This is a genomic window from Streptomyces coerulescens (assembly GCF_042657965.1).
In the GTDB taxonomy this organism is placed as follows: domain Bacteria; phylum Actinomycetota; class Actinomycetes; order Streptomycetales; family Streptomycetaceae; genus Streptomyces; species Streptomyces coerulescens.
Genome location: NZ_JBHSKM010000007.1, coordinates 352,945 through 366,693 on the forward strand (window position 1 = coordinate 352,945; position 13,749 = coordinate 366,693).

General features: G+C 72.1%; 19 protein-coding genes. 15 read left to right on the forward strand and 4 right to left on the reverse strand.

Annotated features, from left to right (window positions below):
• Nucleotides 1–36 precede the first annotated feature (36 nt).
• Entirely contained in the window at nucleotides 37–873 is an 837-nt protein-coding gene (locus tag ACFPQ9_RS13460) for an AbfB domain-containing protein (protein WP_380851888.1), read from the reverse strand.
• A gap of 158 nt (nucleotides 874–1,031) precedes the next feature.
• Complete coding sequence (locus tag ACFPQ9_RS13465) at nucleotides 1,032–1,883, reverse strand: LysR family transcriptional regulator (RefSeq protein ID WP_380851891.1); 852 nt, start codon at nucleotides 1,881–1,883, stop codon at nucleotides 1,032–1,034.
• Between the two features lie 97 nt (nucleotides 1,884–1,980).
• On the opposite strand from ACFPQ9_RS13465, the gene ACFPQ9_RS13470 reads away from it, so the two are divergent.
• Both ACFPQ9_RS13470 and ACFPQ9_RS13475 read left to right on the forward strand, forming a co-directional pair.
• On the forward strand, nucleotides 1,981–2,880 hold the full coding sequence (locus ACFPQ9_RS13470; RefSeq protein ID WP_380851894.1) for an MBL fold metallo-hydrolase: 900 nt from the start codon (nucleotides 1,981–1,983) through the stop codon (nucleotides 2,878–2,880).
• An 88-nt stretch (nucleotides 2,881–2,968) separates the two neighbouring features.
• On the forward strand, nucleotides 2,969–3,853 hold the full coding sequence (locus tag ACFPQ9_RS13475) for an endo alpha-1,4 polygalactosaminidase (RefSeq protein ID WP_380851897.1): 885 nt from the start codon (nucleotides 2,969–2,971) through the stop codon (nucleotides 3,851–3,853).
• Nucleotides 3,854–3,872: 19 nt separating this feature from the next.
• Here the strand turns inward: ACFPQ9_RS13475 and ACFPQ9_RS13480 are convergent, their stop codons facing one another.
• Nucleotides 3,873–4,280: a RidA family protein gene (locus tag ACFPQ9_RS13480; RefSeq protein ID WP_380851900.1), complete on the reverse strand. Its 408-nt coding sequence runs from the start codon at nucleotides 4,278–4,280 to the stop codon at nucleotides 3,873–3,875.
• 131 nt (nucleotides 4,281–4,411) lie between these two features.
• Between ACFPQ9_RS13480 and ACFPQ9_RS13485 the strand changes: the two genes are divergently transcribed.
• The 7 genes from ACFPQ9_RS13485 to ACFPQ9_RS13515 all read left to right on the forward strand — a co-directional run bounded on the left by ACFPQ9_RS13485 (nucleotide 4,412) and on the right by ACFPQ9_RS13515 (nucleotide 9,299).
• The gene (locus tag ACFPQ9_RS13485) at nucleotides 4,412–4,801 is read left to right on the forward strand and encodes a winged helix-turn-helix transcriptional regulator (RefSeq protein ID WP_380851903.1); all 390 of its coding nucleotides are present in this window, start codon (nucleotides 4,412–4,414) and stop codon (nucleotides 4,799–4,801) included.
• Nucleotides 4,802–4,855: 54 nt separating this feature from the next.
• The gene (locus ACFPQ9_RS13490) at nucleotides 4,856–5,176 is read left to right on the forward strand and encodes a DMT family transporter (protein ID WP_380851906.1); all 321 of its coding nucleotides are present in this window, start codon (nucleotides 4,856–4,858) and stop codon (nucleotides 5,174–5,176) included.
• Nucleotides 5,176–5,712 (forward strand): TetR/AcrR family transcriptional regulator, encoded by a 537-nt coding sequence (locus ACFPQ9_RS13495; protein ID WP_380851909.1) that lies wholly within the window; start codon nucleotides 5,176–5,178, stop codon nucleotides 5,710–5,712. The genes ACFPQ9_RS13490 and ACFPQ9_RS13495 overlap by 1 nt, the downstream gene beginning before the upstream one ends.
• 100 nt (nucleotides 5,713–5,812) lie before the next feature.
• The gene (locus ACFPQ9_RS13500; protein WP_380851912.1) at nucleotides 5,813–6,406 is read left to right on the forward strand and encodes an RNA polymerase sigma factor; all 594 of its coding nucleotides are present in this window, start codon (nucleotides 5,813–5,815) and stop codon (nucleotides 6,404–6,406) included.
• A gap of 11 nt (nucleotides 6,407–6,417) precedes the next feature.
• Nucleotides 6,418–7,374: a CU044_5270 family protein gene (locus tag ACFPQ9_RS13505; RefSeq protein WP_380852395.1), complete on the forward strand. Its 957-nt coding sequence runs from the start codon at nucleotides 6,418–6,420 to the stop codon at nucleotides 7,372–7,374.
• A gap of 480 nt (nucleotides 7,375–7,854) precedes the next feature.
• Nucleotides 7,855–8,844, forward strand: coding sequence for a 2,3,4,5-tetrahydropyridine-2,6-dicarboxylate N-succinyltransferase (dapD, locus tag ACFPQ9_RS13510; RefSeq protein ID WP_380851915.1), 990 nt, complete (start codon nucleotides 7,855–7,857; stop codon nucleotides 8,842–8,844).
• 215 nt (nucleotides 8,845–9,059) lie between these two features.
• Complete coding sequence (locus ACFPQ9_RS13515) at nucleotides 9,060–9,299, forward strand: hypothetical protein (protein WP_380851918.1); 240 nt, start codon at nucleotides 9,060–9,062, stop codon at nucleotides 9,297–9,299.
• A gap of 22 nt (nucleotides 9,300–9,321) precedes the next feature.
• On the opposite strand, the gene dapA is transcribed toward ACFPQ9_RS13515, so the two are convergent.
• Nucleotides 9,322–10,236 (reverse strand): 4-hydroxy-tetrahydrodipicolinate synthase, encoded by a 915-nt coding sequence (gene dapA / locus ACFPQ9_RS13520; RefSeq protein WP_380851921.1) that lies wholly within the window; start codon nucleotides 10,234–10,236, stop codon nucleotides 9,322–9,324.
• A 166-nt stretch (nucleotides 10,237–10,402) separates the two neighbouring features.
• Between dapA and ACFPQ9_RS13525 the strand changes: the two genes are divergently transcribed.
• The 6 genes from ACFPQ9_RS13525 (at nucleotide 10,403) to ACFPQ9_RS13550 (ending at nucleotide 13,742) form a co-directional block, all read left to right on the forward strand.
• Nucleotides 10,403–10,543: a hypothetical protein gene (locus ACFPQ9_RS13525; protein ID WP_380851924.1), complete on the forward strand. Its 141-nt coding sequence runs from the start codon at nucleotides 10,403–10,405 to the stop codon at nucleotides 10,541–10,543.
• On the forward strand, nucleotides 10,540–11,232 hold the full coding sequence (locus tag ACFPQ9_RS13530) for a hypothetical protein (RefSeq protein WP_380851927.1): 693 nt from the start codon (nucleotides 10,540–10,542) through the stop codon (nucleotides 11,230–11,232). Before ACFPQ9_RS13525 ends, ACFPQ9_RS13530 begins: the two co-directional genes overlap by 4 nt.
• 53 nt (nucleotides 11,233–11,285) lie before the next feature.
• Nucleotides 11,286–11,705, forward strand: a complete 420-nt coding sequence (locus ACFPQ9_RS13535; protein WP_380851930.1) for a phage holin family protein — start codon at nucleotides 11,286–11,288, stop codon at nucleotides 11,703–11,705.
• On the forward strand, nucleotides 11,702–12,184 hold the full coding sequence (locus ACFPQ9_RS13540) for a DUF3618 domain-containing protein (RefSeq protein ID WP_380851933.1): 483 nt from the start codon (nucleotides 11,702–11,704) through the stop codon (nucleotides 12,182–12,184). The genes ACFPQ9_RS13535 and ACFPQ9_RS13540 overlap by 4 nt, the downstream gene beginning before the upstream one ends.
• A gap of 186 nt (nucleotides 12,185–12,370) precedes the next feature.
• Nucleotides 12,371–12,982 (forward strand): ArsR/SmtB family transcription factor, encoded by a 612-nt coding sequence (locus tag ACFPQ9_RS13545; RefSeq protein WP_380851936.1) that lies wholly within the window; start codon nucleotides 12,371–12,373, stop codon nucleotides 12,980–12,982.
• A gap of 16 nt (nucleotides 12,983–12,998) precedes the next feature.
• A complete protein-coding gene (locus ACFPQ9_RS13550; protein ID WP_380851939.1) occupies nucleotides 12,999–13,742 on the forward strand; it encodes an SRPBCC family protein in 744 nt (247 codons plus the stop codon).
• The last annotated feature ends 7 nt before the right edge of the window (nucleotides 13,743–13,749 follow it).

Here is a 13,749-nt window from a genome sequence, read left to right on the forward strand (position 1 = left end):
GTCGGGTGCCGCCGCTTTCCGGTACCCGGGCCGGGCTCAGGCCAGCCCGGATACGAGCCGGAACGACGAGTCCGCAAGATACAGGGAGCTGTGCTCGTAGCGTTCGAGGCGGACGACGAAGTTCTTGTGGCGGAGGTAGAAGCCCGGGTAGTTCACCGACTCCAGCATGGTCGCGTCGGAGGAGTGGGCCGAGTCGCGCGGGCAGAACGTGGCGTCCTGGGTGAACAGGGCGGAGCCGTCGTTGCGTTCGGCGCGCAGGACGAAGTCGCGGTGGCGCAGGTACCGTCCGTCGCGCGTCGCGAAGGAGTAGCAGGAGCTGTTGGCCAGGCCCCTGACCTGCTGGAAGGTGGAGTCCTCGCGGGACTCGGAGCCACGGACCCTGTCGAGGCCCACCCGGCCGTCGCTCATATGCCAGTAGCGGTCGGGGTAGTTGACCGAGCGGATGGAGCGCCAAGTGGTTCCGGCGGCCGGGGGCTTCGGGGCCTTCGTCGGTGAACCGGCCTCGTCGGCGGGGGACTTGGAAGGATCCGGTGCCGGCTCAGGCGTGCCGGCGTTCTGCCTTCGGGGCGCCTCGGTCGTCGGCTTCTCGCTCGACAGGCCGCTCTTGCCCTTCGGGGGAGCCGTCCCCGAGGGGGAGGCGAAGGAGATCAGACCGGGGACCGTCGCGTCCGCCGCGGGAGTCGACGCTGCGGCTGAATCGCCGTCAGATTCCCTTTCCGACAGGGCTATCGCCGTGACACAGGCGATGATCGTCGCCATCGCCATCCCGCCCGCGAGCCACAGGCGGCGCGTACCCGGCGCCCGTGAGGTGTCCGGGGCCCAGCCGTTCTCCCAGGGTTGGTCCTGAGGCGGCCGGGACTTGTTTTCAGGCATGCGGTGTTCCTCCAGCGGCGTCATGAGACGACCGCCGCGGCTGCGAAGGACCGGTATGTGAACGGTAAAACACTAGTGGACCCAGTGGTGCGCGAGCAGCTGTTTGGAACGAGCCGTATCCAGATCGATTCGCGGTGCGCCCCGGCGGCCGGACACCGTCAGACGCGGTACGCGGCCGTCGCGATCCCGACCAGTGATCTGATGAGAGGGTTCGTGTCGCCCTCCTGCCACACCACCAGCACACGGCTCGGCGCCATGTCGACGACCGGGACGACGGCCAGCTCCTCGGGCATCTCGTGCCCGAGCGGTGCCATCCCGACCGTGCCGTTCCACAGCACGGCCTGCACACACTCCTGGACGCCGCGCACCACGGGACCCTCGCGGCGCTCACCGCCGTTCCAGTACGCCTGCCAGAGCGGGTCGGTGCCCGCCGGGAACCGGAACCAGCGCCGGCCGGCCAGGTCGGACAGCGTCAGCCGGTCGCGGCGGGCCAGCGGATCGTCGGTGCGCAGTACGGCGCCCACCGGGTCGGCGCGCAACTCGTGCACCGTCAGACCCGCCTCGTCGAACGGCCCGCGGGTCAGGGCGACATCGACAAGTCCGGCGCGCAGCCCGCAGGTCGGATCCGTCAGGTCGGTCTCGCGGACGCGCACCTCCACGCCGGGGTGACGTCCCCGGTACGCGGCGGCCAGCCGCCGCGCGCCCCGGTCGGTGCTGTCGCCCAGGAAGCCGACGGTGAGGGTGGTGGCACCGGCCGCCGTCGCCACGCGTACCCGTACCCGGTCGGCCTGGTCGAGCAGGGCACGTGCCTCGTCCAGCAGCGCCGCCCCGGCCGCGGTGAGCGTGACGCCCGCGGAGGAGCGGTGCAGCAGGGCGGCACCGACGTCGGACTCCAGCTGCTTGATCGCCCGGCTCAGGGGCGGCTGGCTCATGTGCAGACGGGCGGCGGCCCGGCCGAAGTGGAGTTCCTCGGCGACGGCCACGAAATAGCGCAGGGTGCGCAGCTCCATGAACAGCGACGATACCCGTACGGTATCGAGTGCACCGAATGGGTCTTGGACGGTCGGTGCACATCGGCGTTGGACTCGGAACATGACCGGGAAATCGATGTCCGAAGAGCCCCTGCCCGACCCCGCCGTGCGTACGGCGGGCGCCGAGGAGATCGCCGCCGATGTGCTGGTGATCCCGAACCGAGGGGTCCCGCTGGTGCCCAACATCGGTGTCATCGGCGGAACCCGGGCCGTGCTCGTCGTCGACACGGGCCTCGGCACCGCCAACGCCGAGCAGGTTCTCGCGTTCGCCACCGAGGTCGCCAACGGCCGGCGGCTCTACCTGACCACGACCCACTTCCACCCGGAACACGCCTTCGGCGCCCATGTCTTCGCCGACGAGGCCACCTACCTCGTCAACCGCGCACAGGCCGACGACCTCGGCGCCAAGGGAACGGGCTACCTGGAGATGTTCCGGGCCTTCGGCGGGGAGATCGCCCGCCGCCTCGAAGGCGTCCGGCCGCCCGGCCCCGACGTGGTCCACGACGGCGGTCACGACCTGGACCTGGGCGGCCGGATCGTACGGCTGCGGGCCACCGGACCGGGCCACACGAAGGGCGACCAGGTGGTCGAAGTGCCGGACGCCGGGGTGCTGTTCACCGGTGACCTGGCCGAGACCGGGCAGTTCGCCATCTTCCCGTGGTTCCCGCCGTACGACACGGATGTCTCCGGCGTGCGCTGGCTGGCGGTGCTGGACCGGCTGGTCGCGGGCCGGGCCCGGGTGGTGGTCCCCGGGCACGGCGACATCGGCGGTCCGCGGGTGCTCACCGACGTCCGGGACTATCTGCGCGAGCTGCGCGACGAGACCTGGCGGCGACGGGACTCCGCGATGGGCGAGGACGAGATCGCCGCCGAGGTGAAGGCGCTGCTGATCGAGCGGCATCCGGAGTGGGCCGGCCGGGAGTGGATCGAGCGGGGCGTGGGGTGTCTGTGCGCCGAGCACCGCGGGGAGCCGTAGAGCAGGCTCCTGCGAACTCGGGCCCTTCGAACAGGGCATCATGGCCGGGCAGCACCGCGGTTCACGCACCGACAGGAGCCCCCGGATCATGGTCCACCGCGTCACCCGTGCCCTTCGCCGAGCGCCGGCGGTCGTGGCGCTGTGCGGTGCGCTCGCCCTCGCCGTCGGCGGTTGCACGGCGTCCGACGGGGAGGACGGCGCCGCGCCGGACCGTCCCGCCGCACCCTCGACCACGGCCCCTGGCGGCGAGGGCGAGGTGCAACTGCCCGATCCGGGCATCGACTTCGACTACCAGATCGGCGGCGCCTACCGGCCGCCGAACGGTGTGGAGGCGGTCTCCCGCGACCGCACCGTCAAGCCCGCGCCCGGCGTCTACAACATCTGCTACGTCAACGCCTTCCAGGCCCAGCCGGACGCGGCCCAGTGGTGGGAGGAGCACGCCCCCGACCTGCTGCTGCGTGCCGACGACGGCACCCCGGTCGTCGACCGGGACTGGGACGAGATCCTGCTGGACATCTCCACGCCCGCCAAGCGCGAACGGCTCGCCGGGATCGTGGGGAAGTGGATCGACGGCTGCGCGGACGCCGGCTTCCAGGCCGTCGAGGCGGACAACCTCGACTCCAACGAGCGGTCCGACGGGCTGCTGACCGCCGCCGACAACGTGGCCTTCGGCAAGCTGCTCGCCGCCCGCGCCCACGCCGCCGGTCTGGCGATCGGCCAGAAGAACGCCGCCTCCCTGGCCCGGCGGGGCCGCGACCTGGGCTTCGACTTCGCGGTCGCCGAGGAGTGCGGCCAGTACGAGGAGTGCGGCGCCTACGCGGACGCCTACGACGACCGGGTCTTCGTCATCGAGTACCGCGCGGACGGCCTGGCCGCCGCCTGCGAGGAGTGGGGCGACCAGCTGTCCGTGGTCCTGCGCGACCTCGACGTCGTGCCCGTGGGGGAGGCCGGCTACCGCCGCCGCACCTGCTGACCCCGCTCGGCGGGCCGGGTCAGTCGAGTACGGCCGTGGCCTCGATCTCGACCAGGTGCTCGGGCACGTCGAGGGCCGCGACGCCCAGCAGCGTGGCCGGCGGGACGGGGGCGCCACCCAGCCTGGCGGCGGCCCGGGTGATGCCCTCCATCAGCAGGGGCATCTTGTCGGGAGTCCAGTCGACGACATGGACGTTCAGCTTCGCCACGTCCTCGAAGGAGGCTCCGGCCGCGGCCAGGGCGGTGCCGACGTTGAGGTAGCACTGTTCGACCTGTGCGGCGAGGTCGCCCGGACCGACCGTGACACCGTCCGCGTCCCAGGAGACCTGCCCGGCGACGAAGACCAGCTTCGAGCCGCCGGCGATCGCCACCTGGTGGTAGGCGTCGACCTCCACGAGTCCGGCCGGGTTGATCAGGGTGATGGCCATGGTGTCCGCTCCTTGCGCGCGGGGCCCGAGCATCGCGCTCCGAGCTCCGTAGTCACTTGTGGTTACTCAGGAACCATAGGAGAGTGAGTGCTGACGTGGAAGAACGCACTTTTCAGTGACTGGGGAACCTCATGGGTACCAAGCAGCTCAGCGACTCGGTCGACCCGGCGGACGTGACGCGCGCCGATTCCCTGGCCCGGGAGATCTTCACGGACATCGCCAACAAATGGGCGCTGCTGATCATCGAGGCGATCGGGGAACGCACCCTGCGCTTCAGCGAACTGCGCGACGAGGTCGACGGCATCAGCCACAAGATGCTCACCCAGAACCTGCGCATGCTGGAGCGCAACGGCCTGATCGAGCGCACCGTGCACCCCACGGTGCCGCCGCGCGTCGAGTACACCCTCACCGAGCCGGGCCGGGCCCTGCGGGTGACCATCGACGGCATGTGCGACTGGACCCACCGCTACATCGGACACATCGAGCAGGCCCGCGACCGATTCGAGGCGGCCAGGCCGTAGCACGCGGGACGGTTTTGTGTACGACCGTACGCATCGTTGTGTACGCTTGTACACATGGGATACCTGCTGCTCGCCGGAGCCATAGCGGCCGAGGTGGCCGCCACGACCGCGATGAAGTACAGCGAGGGCTTCAGCCGACTCCTGCCCTCGCTGCTGACCGCCATCGGTTATCTGCTCTCCTTCACGCTGCTCGCCCAGACGCTGAAGAGCGTCTCGGTGGGTACGGCCTACGCGATCTGGGCCGGCGTCGGCACCGCGGCCATCGCCACCATCGGGATCCTGTTCATGGGGGAGGGGATGACGGTCACCAAGGCCGCCGGCATCGCGCTGATCATCGTCGGCGTGGTCGTGCTGAACCTGGGCGGTGCGCACTGATGGCCCGGCGCTACGACCCCGAGCGGCGACAGCGGATCATCGACGCCGCGATCCGGGTCGTTGGGGAGAAGGGCATCGCCGGACTGAGCCACCGCACCGTCGCCGCCGAGGCGGACGTGCCGCTCGGCTCGACGACGTACCACTTCAAGACCCTCGACGACCTCCTGGTCGCCGCGCTGCGCCAGGCCAACGAGGGCTTCGCCAAGGTCATCGCCTCACGCGGCGGCCTGGAGGACCCGGCGACCGACCTCGCCGCCGAACTCGCCGGCTGGATGGGCGAGTGGCTCGCGGGCGACCGCACGGGCGTGGAGCTGGAGTACGAGCTGTACCTGGCCGCCCTGCGCCGCCCCGCCCTGCGCCCGGTCGCCGCCGAGTGGGCCCATGACCTCGCCGACCGCCTGTCCCGGTGCACCGACCCGGTCACGGCACGGGCGCTGGTGGCGCTGATGGACGGAATCTGCCTGCAGGTGCTGCTCACGGAGACGCCGTACGACGAGGGATACGCGCGTGATGTCCTGCGCCGTGTGATTCCCTGACGGACCCGGATGTCCGATGCCCGACCTGTCGTGAACTCTTTGCCGCCCTGCGGGGAACAGGGGGTGACACGCTCAGTACGACACGACAGGGGGAGGCCTTGTGAGCGGACCACCGCCGCCGGCGGCAACGGTGGCGAACGACGCCGAGGTCGTGGCCGGATCGCTGGAACAGCCCGAGCTGTTCGCCCGGCTCTACGACCGCTACGCGCCCGACATCCACCGGTACGCGGCCCGGCGACTCGGGGAGACGGCGGCCGACGACATCACCGCCGACACCTTCCTGACCGCCTTCCGCATCCGCGCCCGCTACGACCGCACCCGCCCCAGCGCACGCCCCTGGCTCTACGGCATCGCAGCCAACCTCATCGGCAAGCAGCGCCGCGCCGAGGTACGGGCACTGCGGGCGCTGGCCCGCACGGGGCACGATCCGGTCGCCGCCTCCTGGGTGGAGGACACCGACAGCCGCGTCGCCGCGCAGGGCCCGCTCGCCGACGCCCTCGCCTCGCTCTCGGCGGGCGACCGGCATGTGCTGCTCCTCGTGGCCTGGGCCGACCTCACCTACCAGGAGGTCGCCGAGGCGCTGGACCTCCCGGTGGGGACGGTCCGCTCCCGGCTCAACAGAGCCCGGCGCAAGGTACGTACGGCGCTGGGCGCCGATCCGGCATTCGTGAGCGACACGGCGGAGGTGGCTTGACCGTGGACGAGATGACCCAGGTACGGGAACTGCGCGCCGACGCCCCCGTCGCCGACCGGGCGCGGCTGGCCCCGGGGCGGGCCCGGCTGGTCGAGGCGGCCGTGACGGCACGGCGGAGCCGGGTGACATGGGGACGGCGCCCGCTGGTGATCGCCGCCGTCTTCGCCGCCGTGACGGCGGTCGTCGTCACCGCGACCCTGCTGGTCCAGGCGCACCGGGGGGAACGCGAGGGCACGCCCGCCGTGGCGCCGGGCCTCGATCTGAAGGGGATGAGCGTGCGAGAGTTCCTGGAGTTCGCGGCGCGGACGGTGGAGGAGCAGCCGCCGGTCGCCGAACCGCGCGCCGAACAGTGGATCTACGCCAAGGAGACCCAGGAGGGGGACGACGACGCGGACTTCGCGCTGGAGAAATGGCTCCGCTACGACGGCGCCGAGCTCGCCTCCTACCCCAGGCCCGGGGCCGAGGACCCCGGGGACCTGGAGACCACTGAGCTGAACCTCGAAGGCCTCGGCGACGAGTACGACGACCGTTCGCCCCGCCAGATGTACCGCTTCCTGTCCACCCTGCCGTCCGACGGGGAAGGCGCGCTCAAGGCGCTGCGCGAGGAGAACGCCCTCGTCGACGACAAGAACCTGACCCAGGCCGGGAACGACTACACCGAGATCTCGGTCCTGCTCGACGCCTATGTCCAGCCCCCCGACGGCCTGGCCGGCCTGTACCGCGCCCTGGCCACGATGCCGGGCGGCAAGCTGGTCGACCACCTGGTCCAGGACGAGGCCGGCCAGTACGCCGTGGCCATCAGGTTCCCCGAGCCCGGCGGCGAGGGCGCCGAGCGCGCCGACGAGTGGCTGCTCGATCCCGTGACCTTCGAGGTCGTCGGCGAGCGCACGGTCGAGGACGGCGAAGTGGTCGGCGGCAACGCGTACGTGGTGAAGGCGGTGGTGAACGAGGCGGGCAGGCGGCCCTGACACCCGGACGACCACGCCGGCCCGCGCCACGGGGGTGCGAGGGCCGGCGTGGTCGGGCAGGGCGCCCGTGTCTTCGCAGCACACGAAGGAACCCGGCACCGTACGCGCCCGCCCCGTACGCGCCCCCTCCGCAGCGCCGCGCCGTACCGCCGCTTCCGTATGGCCGCTTCCGTACCGCCCCTTCCGCAGCGCCGCTTCCGTAGGGCTGCTTCCGTACCGCCCCCTCCGCAGCGCCGCTTCCGTATGGCCGCTTCCGTACCGCCTCCTCCGCAGCGCCGCTTCCGTACCGCCCCTTCCGCAGCGCCGCTTCCGTAGGGCTGCTTCCGTACCGCCCCCTCCGCAGCGCCGCTTCCGTACCGCCGCTTCCGTACCGCCCCTTCCGTACGGCCCCGCACCGCCCCTCCACCCCTGCGGCTCGCACCCTGAGACGCCCCCTGCCCGAGTTCGCCCCGACGTGCCCCGGCCGGTTAGGTTGCCCTCATGACCGACACGACTGCTCCTCGCACCACCGGCGCCGCGGCCGCCGGCCTCGCCACGATCGCCGCCGACGGCACTGTTCTCGACACCTGGTTCCCCGCGCCCGAGCTCATCGCCGAGCCCGGCCCCTCCGGCAGTGAGCGGCTCTCCGCCGAGAGGGCCGTCGAGCTGCTCGGCGAAGGCGCCGCGAAGGCGATCGGTCCGGACGCCCGCCGAGGCGTCGAGGTCGTCGCGGTCCGCACGGTCATCGCCTCGATCGACGACAAGCCGATCGACGCGCACGACGTCTATCTGCGCCTGCACCTGCTCTCGCACCGCCTGGTCAAGCCGCACGGCCTGAGCCTGGAGGGCCAGTTCGGCTTCCTCGCCAACGTGGCCTGGACCTCGCTCGGCCCGGTCGCCGTGGACGACGTCGAGAAGGTCCGGCTGAACGCCCGCGCCGAGGGCCTGCACCTCCAGGTGACGTCGGTCGACAAGTTCCCCCGCATGACGGACTACGTGGCGCCGAAGGGCGTCCGTATCGCCGACGCCGACCGGGTCCGCCTGGGCGCGCACCTCTCCGAGGGCACCACGGTCATGCACGAGGGCTTCGTCAACTTCAACGCCGGCACCCTCGGCACGTCCATGGTCGAGGGCCGTATCTCCGCGGGCGTCGTGGTCGGCAACGGCTCCGACATCGGTGGCGGCGCCTCGACGATGGGCACGCTGTCCGGCGGCGGCAACGTGATCATCTCCATCGGCGAGCGGTGCCTGATCGGTGCCGAGGCCGGCGTCGGCATCGCGCTGGGCGACGAGTGCGTCGTCGAGGCGGGCCTGTACATCACGGCCGGCACCCGCGTCACCATGCCCGACGGCCAGATCGTCAAGGCCCGCGAGCTGTCCGGCGCGTCCCACATCCTCTTCCGCCGCAACTCCGTCACCGGCACCGTCGAGGCCCGCCCGAACAACGCGGTGTGGGGCGGCCTGAACGAGGTCCTCCACAGCCACAACTGACCGACTCCGACAGCCGTAAGGCACCGGTCATGACCGAGCGCCCTCCCGCGACCCGCACAGGTCCGTGGGAGGGCGCTCGCGTGATCGTGGATCGTGCGGCGCGCCACGCTCACGTACGGGTTACACGTCGTGACCTCCCGGCGGTCCGGGCAGATGAACCGGTGGACGCAGTTTCCGATCACACGCCGAAACGACGAGATGAGGGCCGAGGGCTGATGACGGGTCGAGTGGAGACGAGCGAGCGGGGCCGGACCGCGCTGCGACTGGTGGTCGGGGTGCTGGCAGCGGGGGCGGCCTGCTGGCTGCCGGCCGGGAACGCGTACGCCGACGAGACCAACACGGGCTCGCACAACGGGCCGCGGATCGGGCTGGTCAACGTGGGGCAGGTGGACGATCCCATGGAGGATGTGCTGGAGCACTTCCTGCTCGTCGGCGACGGGTACACCTGGGGCTGAGCACACCCGGATCAGGGGGTGATCAGTCGGCGGTGACGGCCTCGTACGCCGTCAGCAGCCCGTCGACCGCCTCGCGGCCGGCGGGCCGCAGCGGTGCGCGGACCGGGCCCGCGGGCAGACCGAGTTCGCCCAGGACGGCCTTGGCGGTGACCGCGCCGGGCAGGCCCGCCGACATCATCGACTCGATCAGGGGCGTGGCCCGCTGCTGCAGCCGGGCCGCGCCCGCGGTGTCCCCCGCGTCGAACGCGTCGAGCACGGACCGCAGATGACGGGGGATCACATTGGCGACGGTGCTGACGTACCCCGCCCCGCCCACCGCGTACAGCGCGAGATTGTGCTCGTCGCAGCCCGCGTAGAACGCCAACTCCGTACGGCCCAGCACCTTCTGGGCGCCGAGGAAGTCGTACGAGCAGTCCTTCACCGCGACGATCCGGGGGTGCTCGGCGAGCCGGATCAAGGTCTCCGGTTCGATCCGGGTGCCGGTGCGGCCCGGGATGTCGTACAGCGCGATCGGCAGCCCCGCCGCGTCGGCGATCTCGCGGAAGTGCGCCTCCACGGCGTCCTGTGGAGGCCTGCTGTAGTAGGGCGAGACCACCAACAGGCCGTCGGCGCCCGCCTTTTCGGCCGCCAGGGCCAGTTCGACGGTGTGCCGGGTGTCGAAGGTGCCCACGCCCGCGACGATCGACGCCCGCTCGTCCACGGCCTCCCGGACGGCCCGGATCAGATCCGACTTCTCCGTGTCCGTCGTGGTCGGCGACTCGCCCGTGGTGCCGGAGAGCACCAGACCGTCGCAGCCCTCGTCCACCAGCCGGGCGGCGAGCCGCTGCGCGCCGTCGAGGTCCAGCGACCCCGCCTGCGTGAAGGGCGTGATCATGGCGCACAGGGCGCGGCCGAACGGCGGGCGCGAGGGGGTGGCGGAGGCGTCGGCAGTCGTCATGATAATAGTCTCGGCACGGCGACCTTGTAGCTCCACTTAATTCTTCTACGAGGTATTGGTTAGGAGTGCTGCGACATGGTGGGGCGTGTAGGCCCTATGTCCAAATCCGGGCGTCATGGGTCACCATGGCCAGGACGGTCAACGACCCCTGGTCATGGGAGGCGTCATGAAGCTCGGCAAGGCACTCGCCACCGGCGTCGCTGAAGAGCGGCCGCAGACTCACGACGACGAAGCCGAACTCGCCGACAGGATCGAGGACATCGAGACACCCGCGTCCGCATCCGAAGAGGTCCCGGCCGCCCGATGAGGCTGCGGCTGCCCGAGGAACGCCCGACGGAGCCGCCGACCGGATACAAGATCGCCCACCCGATGCTGTCCCAGGACGGCACCCGGGCCGGGTTCACCGGTGTGTCGCTGGGCGGCGCGCTGCCGTACGGAGTCCTGGCCGAGGCGTCCTGCGTCTACGGCCTGCGGCACCGGGCGCCGAACCGCCACTGCGACTGCGGCTTCCACTGTGTGCACGACCGCACGGCGGCCGAGGCGCTGCTGTGCACCGCCGAACACCGGGCGGCCGTACTGCTCGACGTGACCGTGCTCGGCCGCTACATCCGTTTCGAACGCGGCTACCGTTACGCCCGTCAGCGGGTGCGTACCGCAACGGTCGGCCCGTGCGTCTGCGGCACGGTCGCCGCGGCGCTGGCCGACACCGGCTGGGGCCGCCCCGGCTGGCGGGCACTCGCCCCGTCCTGCGGGGGCTGTCTGCGCGGCCGTACGTCCGTCTCGCTCGCGGGATTCGCCCGGCTGGCGGGGGAGGGGCTGCGGGTGGTCGCGGGCAGGGCGGTGTCCGTGCCGCCGGGCGATCTCGGGACCGCCGAGGAGCTAGGGGTGCCCGAACTCACCGCGGAGGCGGCACTGTTGCAGGCCCGCCTCGACTGGTTCCAGGCCCAGCTGGCCCGGCTGGGCGAGCGCGGACCGGGCGGCCGACGGGAGGGATAGCGGGGGCAGGTCCGGGTACCCGGGGTTTCCGAACCGAGAGGAGGCGGAACACCGTGACCGGGACCATGGCCCCCGAACCGGTGCGCGAGGAGCACCACTCCGTGGGCGAACTCGTCGCACAGGCAGGCGAACAGCTCTCCCGACTCGTACGACAGGAAGTCGCCCTCGCCAAGGAGGAGCTGGCCGAGAAGGGCCGGCGGGCCGGTCGCGGCGGCGGCCTGCTGGGCGCGGCGGGCGCCGTCGCGTACGCCGGGCTGCTCTTCCTGGCCGCGGCCGCCACCGCCGCCCTCTCGCTGACGCTGTCCCTGTGGGCCGCCGCGCTCATCGTGACCGGGGTGCTGTTCGCGATCGCGGCCGTGCTGGCGGCGACCGGCCGCTCCCAGTTGCGCCGGGCCGCACCGCCCACGCCCGAAGAGGCTCTCGGCAGTGTCAGGACGGACGTCGAGGAGATCAAAGGAAGGGCGCACCGATGACGGACAGGACTGCGGGGGAGACACACGGCGCGGCCGCGAAGGAGGCCGCCGAGGGGGCCGAGGTGCTGCGTGACCGGATCGAGCGGACGCGCGGCGAACTCGGCGACACCGTGGCCGAGTTGGTGGAGAAGGCCGATCTGAAGGGCCGTGCCATGGCCCGCGCCGCCGACCTGCGGGACAAGGCGGGCGCGATGACCGTGCAACTGCGCAGCAGCGCCGCCCAGGCCGGCCATGCGATGCAGGACGGCGCGACACGGGCGGGGCATGTCGTCCAGGACAAGGCGACGCGGGCCGGTCACAGGGTCCAGGACAAGGCGACCGAAGCGGGCCGCACGGTGGAGCACGGCGCGCCGCGCCCCGTCCGCACGGTCGTGCTGGCCGGCCTGCGGCACCCCCGACCGGTGCTCGTGGCCGGCGCGGCGGTCGGAGCGCTGGTCGCGGCCGGGATGCTGCGGCGCCGGCGCGGCGGGCGCCGCTGAGACGGCGGCTCCGCCGGGTCCGGTCGGGACGCCGGCCCGGCGGGGTCGCGATCGTGCGGGAGCGGTGGCACGCGGCAGGGCCACCGCTCCCGCACTGCTGTGTGCCGGCCCGGCCCCCCGGCCGACCCGGCCACCGAAAACTTCAGCCTCCTGGACAAAAAAAGTTTTCGGTGGGAGGGTGGACCCATGCTGGACGTCACCGTGATCGAGGACCCCGAGGCCGCAGCCGTCTCCCTGGACCCCATAAGGGCCCGGCTGCTCGCCGAGCTGGCGGCCGGGCCCGCGTCGGCCGCCATGCTGGCCGGCAAGGTCGGGCTGCCCAGGCAGAAGGTGAACTACCACCTCAAGGCCCTGGAACGGCACGGCCTGGTCGAGCTGGCCGGCGAGCGCCGCAAGGGCAACGTCACCGAGCGGCTGATGCGGGCGACCGCCGCGTCGTACGTGATCTCACCGCTCGCGCTCGCCTCGGTGCAGCCGGACCCGGACCGCTTCCGTGACCAGCTCTCGGCCCGCTGGCTGCTCGCGCTCGGCGCCCGCCTCGTGCGGGACGTCGGCTCGCTGATCACCGGCGCGACCAAGGCCCGCAAGCGACTGGCGACCTACGCGCTGGACGGCGAGGTCCGCTTCGCCTCGGCCGCCGAACGGGCGGCGTTCATCGAGGAGTTGACGGTCGGCGTGAGCGCGCTGATCCGCAAGTACGACGCGCCCGGTGCCGAGGGCGGCCGCGATCACCGGATCGTCGTCGCCGTACACCCCACGGTCAAGAACCAGCAGCCCGCCCCCGAACCGAACCAGTAGGACCCAGGAGCCCACCATGTCCAAGGAATTCGAGATCGCCCAGGAGTTCGAGGTCGACGCCACGCCCGAGGAGGTGTGGGAGGCCGTGACCGCCGGCACCGGCGGCTGGCTGTGGCCGATGGAGGCGCCCGAGCCGCACGTGGGCGGGAAGGGCCCCTTCGGTTCCGAGGTGACCGCCTGGGACCCGCCGCACCACTACACCAACCGCGTCGAGGACGTCGACGGCATCTCCGAGCAGACCCTCAACCAGCTCGACTACACCATCGAGCCGCGCGACGAGGGCCGCCGCGCCTGGGTGCGCTATGTGCACAGCGGCATCTTCGTCGACGACTGGGACAACCAGTACGACGGCGCCAACCGGCACACCGAGTTCTATCTGCACACCCTGCGCCAGTACCTCACCCGCTTCCGCGGCCGCCCGGTCACCGCGTTCGCCACCTTCGACGGCCCCGAGGCGTCCAAGGCCTCCGACGCGTTCGTCACCGTGGGCCGGGCGCTCGGCCTCGCCGACGACACCGAGCAGGGCGCGCGGGTGCAGGTGCGCGGTCCCCAGGGGCAGGTCCTGGACGCCGTCGTCGACTTCCGCAACCCCTACTTCCTCGGGCTGCGCACGGACGACGCGCTCATCCGCTTCTTCGGCCGCAACCACTGGGGCCACATGGTCGGCATGTCGGTGCACGACTTCGCGCCGGGCGCCGACGCCGCGGCGGACGAGGAGATGTGGAAGGGCTGGCTGAACGGCGTGTTCAGCCAGCCCTGAGCCGCAC

What these genes read in the sequence shown, in the direction of transcription:
- ACFPQ9_RS13525 (WP_380851924.1), top strand. Translation starts at nt 10,403, where the DNA reads ATGAAGCTCGGCAAGGCACTCGCCACCGGCGTCGCTGAAGAGCGGCCG.
- ACFPQ9_RS13545 (WP_380851936.1), top strand. Translation starts at nt 12,371, where the DNA reads ATGCTGGACGTCACCGTGATCGAGGACCCCGAGGCCGCAGCCGTCTCC.
- ACFPQ9_RS13515 (WP_380851918.1), top strand. Translation starts at nt 9,060, where the DNA reads ATGACGGGTCGAGTGGAGACGAGCGAGCGGGGCCGGACCGCGCTGCGA.
- ACFPQ9_RS13530 (WP_380851927.1), top strand. Translation starts at nt 10,540, where the DNA reads ATGAGGCTGCGGCTGCCCGAGGAACGCCCGACGGAGCCGCCGACCGGA.
- ACFPQ9_RS13540 (WP_380851933.1), top strand. Translation starts at nt 11,702, where the DNA reads ATGACGGACAGGACTGCGGGGGAGACACACGGCGCGGCCGCGAAGGAG.
- ACFPQ9_RS13490 (WP_380851906.1), top strand. Translation starts at nt 4,856, where the DNA reads ATGGGATACCTGCTGCTCGCCGGAGCCATAGCGGCCGAGGTGGCCGCC.
- ACFPQ9_RS13495 (WP_380851909.1), top strand. Translation starts at nt 5,176, where the DNA reads ATGGCCCGGCGCTACGACCCCGAGCGGCGACAGCGGATCATCGACGCC.
- ACFPQ9_RS13465 (WP_380851891.1), bottom strand. Translation starts at nt 1,883, where the DNA reads ATGGAGCTGCGCACCCTGCGCTATTTCGTGGCCGTCGCCGAGGAACTC.
- ACFPQ9_RS13480 (WP_380851900.1), bottom strand. Translation starts at nt 4,280, where the DNA reads ATGGCCATCACCCTGATCAACCCGGCCGGACTCGTGGAGGTCGACGCC.
- ACFPQ9_RS13470 (WP_380851894.1), top strand. Translation starts at nt 1,981, where the DNA reads ATGTCCGAAGAGCCCCTGCCCGACCCCGCCGTGCGTACGGCGGGCGCC.
- ACFPQ9_RS13460 (WP_380851888.1), bottom strand. Translation starts at nt 873, where the DNA reads ATGCCTGAAAACAAGTCCCGGCCGCCTCAGGACCAACCCTGGGAGAAC.
- ACFPQ9_RS13485 (WP_380851903.1), top strand. Translation starts at nt 4,412, where the DNA reads ATGGGTACCAAGCAGCTCAGCGACTCGGTCGACCCGGCGGACGTGACG.
- dapA (WP_380851921.1), bottom strand. Translation starts at nt 10,236, where the DNA reads ATGACGACTGCCGACGCCTCCGCCACCCCCTCGCGCCCGCCGTTCGGC.
- ACFPQ9_RS13550 (WP_380851939.1), top strand. Translation starts at nt 12,999, where the DNA reads ATGTCCAAGGAATTCGAGATCGCCCAGGAGTTCGAGGTCGACGCCACG.
- dapD (WP_380851915.1), top strand. Translation starts at nt 7,855, where the DNA reads ATGACCGACACGACTGCTCCTCGCACCACCGGCGCCGCGGCCGCCGGC.
- ACFPQ9_RS13475 (WP_380851897.1), top strand. Translation starts at nt 2,969, where the DNA reads ATGGTCCACCGCGTCACCCGTGCCCTTCGCCGAGCGCCGGCGGTCGTG.
- ACFPQ9_RS13505 (WP_380852395.1), top strand. Translation starts at nt 6,418, where the DNA reads ATGACCCAGGTACGGGAACTGCGCGCCGACGCCCCCGTCGCCGACCGG.